Consider the following 3,593-nt stretch of genomic DNA (forward strand, 5'->3'; position numbering starts at 1 on the left):
TTCGCTCGTAAGGGCGACCTTAAGAGCGCAGCCTCGCTACCGTGCCGTCCTCTCGCAAGGCGGCCTTCGCCGGAGGGTATCGAGTCACAGGCGGCTCAGCACGGTCACTGCCGACGATGCAGCCTGCCAGCGAATGGAACCGGGTACAGCAGCCCATGTCCGATTCTGATGCCAATAAAGCCATCGTCCGCCGCTATTTCGATATGTTCCGGTGATCTGACCCAGCTCGCCGACATTGTTTCGCAGGACTATGGTGACAAGCTGAATGAACAATCCTCTGGCATCGACGTCATCCGCGGCTATCTCGAGGGCCTAAAGTCCAGCTTCCCGATTTCACTTGGACCATCGAGCAGATCATCGGCGAGGGCGATCGGGTGGCGGTCATGAATCGCGTCAGCGGCACCCAGGTGAAAATGACTTCGGTGAGATCAAGGCGACCGGCAATCGCGTCGATTTCGCTGCTTTTCAATTCTATCGGATCGCCGACGGAAAGCTCGCCGAGCACTGGGAGGTAGCCGACTTCGCCAAGTTCCAGGAGCAGCTGACCGCCAAGCCGCCAGGGAGTGCCTTCAATGCTTTTCATGCCTTGGCAGTTATCTTAAACTTCCACCGATTGCGCCGCACTTCCTCAGCTACACCAATGCCAGCTTTCCCGTACGCAGTGACCTCGCATGGCCTCAGGGAAGGCGCATGCGGCGCAGCAAAAACCGGAACAGCGACCGAACCCGATTACGGCGCCGGATTCTGGGCGCGTACTGCTTCGCTGAAGCTACGCAGGACCGGGCTCTCGTAAACCGAACTCCGGCTTCGCCACGCTACGCCGGGATTTCGGCCATCCGGCTTCCATCCCTCGCGCAAGCACGCCCTTTCAGGCCGTGACCTGAACGGGCCGTTTCGGCCCGTGCAACCTTTTCTCTTTTGATCCGGGGCTGCCGCCCCCTGCCGTCAAGGCCGGGCGCTATTCGCGTGAAAATCAAAGGCCGTGTGCTCACTCCGCTGTGGGCCGCACCACCCTTTGATTTTCAGCCTTGACCGCATTCCGCCCGCTCATTGGCGCGGGGCCTAGTCCGGTTGCAGCAGCAGCTGCTGCGCAACCGTAAACTAGGAGGAAAAACCAATGAAAGCAGATGTTTATGAGAAGGTGACGGCGAGCATTGTTGCCGAACTGGAACAGGGCCTGCGCCCATGGCTGAAGCCTTGGAACGCGGAGCACGCCGCCGGGCGGATTTCGCCGCCCTTACGTCATAACGGCGTGCCCTATCAGGGAATCAACATCATCATGCTTTGGTCGGTAGCCATGGCGCAGGGCTTTGCCGCGCCGATCTGGATGACCTTCAAACAGGCGCAAGAGATGGGCGCGCATGTCCGCAAGGGCGAGAGGGGCAATCTTGTCGTTTATGCCGACCGTATCCGCAGGACAGAGAAGGACGAAGCGACCGGCGAGGAGCAGGAGCGGGATATCCCGTTTATGAAGGGCTACACCGTCTTTAATGTCGAGCAGATCGAGGGCCTACCGGCGCAATTCTATGCCCCGGCGGAACAGCGCCTCGATCCGGTAGCACGCATCGAGCATGCCGAAACTTTCTTCGCCGCGCTGCGCGCCGATATCCGTCACGGCGGCAATCAGGCCTATTACAGCATGGGCAGCGACCATGTGCAGATGCCGCCGTTCGAGACCTTCCGCAATGCCGAAAGCTATTACGCAGCGCTGGCGCACGAGTGCACGCACTGGACGCGCCACCCCTCGCGGCTGGAGCGGGATTTTGGCCGCAAGCGCTGGGGCGACGAAGGCTACGCGATGGAAGAACTCGTTGCTGAACTTTGCTTCGATCTTCCTGTCCGCCGATCTCGACCTGACGCCCGAAACCCGGCCCGACCATGCCGCCTATATCGGCTCATGGCTGAAGGTGCTTAAGAACGACAAGCGGGCGATCTTCACCGCAGCCAGCCACGCGCAGCGCGCCGCGGATTTTCTTCACGGCTTGCAGGAAGAAGCCGGCTTGCTGGAGGCCGCGGAATGAAGCGGCCCGAGACCATCTGATGTGACCCCACCGTCGCACAAGGTCGGCGATAGCCTTCTGTTTCCTTCTGTCGACCTCAACCATGGTCGAGGATAGAACCTCCTGCCGAGAAGATTTGTTCCTTGGTTCCTTGGAAGGCGGGAATGTTGGTAGAAATTTCTGAGCGGGATCGGATAACTGGCTGGCGCAAAGAGTGCCCTCTCGGGGTTGAACCAGTGGGTTGCCATGACGCTATTCGTGGAGGTCGAACGCGACAAACAGGCCAAAGGCTGGGGCAATCTCTACAATAAGCTCGACCGGCGCGCAGTCACTTTCCACTTGCGGCCCGTCTCGGCGCACCACTGTAATGGTCTCTTTGACGGAGATGATTTGACCGCGACGGGCTTGTAGGATCAGCTCTTCAACAATCTCGTGGGCAGTCACGTTGCTGGGTCGCCCGTTCGTAAGAACGCTCATCCGAGGCCTCCACCTCAGCGATAACCCACGAGCTTGGCCCGCCGGGTCATGACAGGCACCTACGCCCAACTGCCCTTTCCGACCCCAGCGCCGGATCCCGATATGTGCCACGCGAGTCCTTGCTGTTGTTGTCCGGCTGTTTGCGCTTGTCACATGTCAATAGCCACAGCCGCGTGACCGCGATCCTGGTTCATTGAGGTCGAACGGTCCGTAAGAAACGCCCACTCCGAATCGTTCTTCCGCGCGCCTTTAACGAAATAATTGACAGTCCAACCGAAACGGCGCTCCGTCGTTCGACGGGATGGATCTTGGCACTTTTGGTTGATGCCGGGCCTTCGCCGTTACGATAGGGAGGATGCAATGCCGACAGTCATTGGCTACCATAACATCACAAAGGGCACAAAACACTGGCTCGACTCGCCGAAGCGCAAAGAGCTTTTTGGTCCGCTCGGCGTGACCAACATACGAACATTTGTAGATCCACAAAATCCGACTCGGGTGGCCGTTCTCATGGACGTTCCGGACATGGACGCCATGATGAAAGCTATGCAGAGCAAGGAAGCCGCGGATGCGATGGCCTTCGATGGAGTGGTTCCAGAGTCCTTGGTGATCCTGGTCGAATCGTAAAGGTGATTGCTCCGCTGGCCAAGCTTAGGTTTGGTCAGCGATGGTGCGGTTCCAGTCATTCTGGAAAGCGCCCATTGTTGCCGTAGAGCCCGCTGGCCACTGGCTTCAAGAGCGGGCCCTGCGCGTCAGCGCCGACGTTGGTCTCGGTCGCGCCAAGGTCAGCCGCTACAGCTTGCGCAACCTAATGCCGGCTCAAGTCCGCAAATCAACTATTCCGCGCGTTCACGCTGGACTTCCGCTTGCCACCCCAGCCAGTCGTTATGCTCATTTCGGGCTTGCTCCGGCTCATGTGTTTGAACCAGCGGGACGCGCCATTGACTGAAGTTCGACGATTAGAGCGAGATGATCCGCTTCCCGCGCTGATTGCGGGCGTACATCGTTGCTGCGTGGTTGTTGCATCTGGACTAGGTCGTGTGGACACTTATCTGATCCAGAGGACGGTTGCGGCGATGGTGACGATGGCGAGGTAGTTTCGGGCTGTCTTCTCGA

Annotated in this window: 3 protein-coding genes and 1 pseudogene; 3 read left to right on the plus strand and 1 reads right to left on the minus strand. The window is 59.1% G+C overall.

The window, feature by feature from the left end:
- Window positions 1-337: 337 nt before the first annotated feature.
- Window positions 338-793: an ester cyclase gene (locus NKH60_RS34600; protein ID WP_352875076.1), complete on the plus strand. Its 456-nt coding sequence runs from the start codon at window positions 338-340 to the stop codon at window positions 791-793.
- A 324-nt stretch (window positions 794-1,117) separates the two neighbouring features.
- Window positions 1,118-2,021: pseudogene (locus tag NKH60_RS34605) on the plus strand (ArdC family protein).
- Between the two features lie 231 nt (window positions 2,022-2,252).
- Here NKH60_RS34605 and NKH60_RS34610 read toward each other — a convergent pair.
- On the minus strand, window positions 2,253-2,477 hold the full coding sequence (locus tag NKH60_RS34610) for a hypothetical protein (RefSeq protein ID WP_352817865.1): 225 nt from the start codon (window positions 2,475-2,477) through the stop codon (window positions 2,253-2,255).
- Window positions 2,478-2,837: 360 nt separating this feature from the next.
- On the opposite strand from NKH60_RS34610, the gene NKH60_RS34615 reads away from it, so the two are divergent.
- A complete protein-coding gene (locus NKH60_RS34615; RefSeq protein WP_352875077.1) occupies window positions 2,838-3,104 on the plus strand; it encodes a hypothetical protein in 267 nt (88 codons plus the stop codon).
- The last annotated feature ends 489 nt before the right edge of the window (window positions 3,105-3,593 follow it).

Origin of the sequence: Mesorhizobium sp. M1006 (assembly GCF_040318825.1) — a bacterium.
Classification (GTDB): domain Bacteria; phylum Pseudomonadota; class Alphaproteobacteria; order Rhizobiales; family Rhizobiaceae; genus Mesorhizobium.

Bases quoted from the DNA above. Each gene is read 5' to 3' on its own strand.
- NKH60_RS34610 (WP_352817865.1), bottom strand. From the start codon at position 2,477: ATGAGCGTTCTTACGAACGGGCGACCCAGCAACGTGACTGCCCACGAG.
- NKH60_RS34615 (WP_352875077.1), top strand. From the start codon at position 2,838: ATGCCGACAGTCATTGGCTACCATAACATCACAAAGGGCACAAAACAC.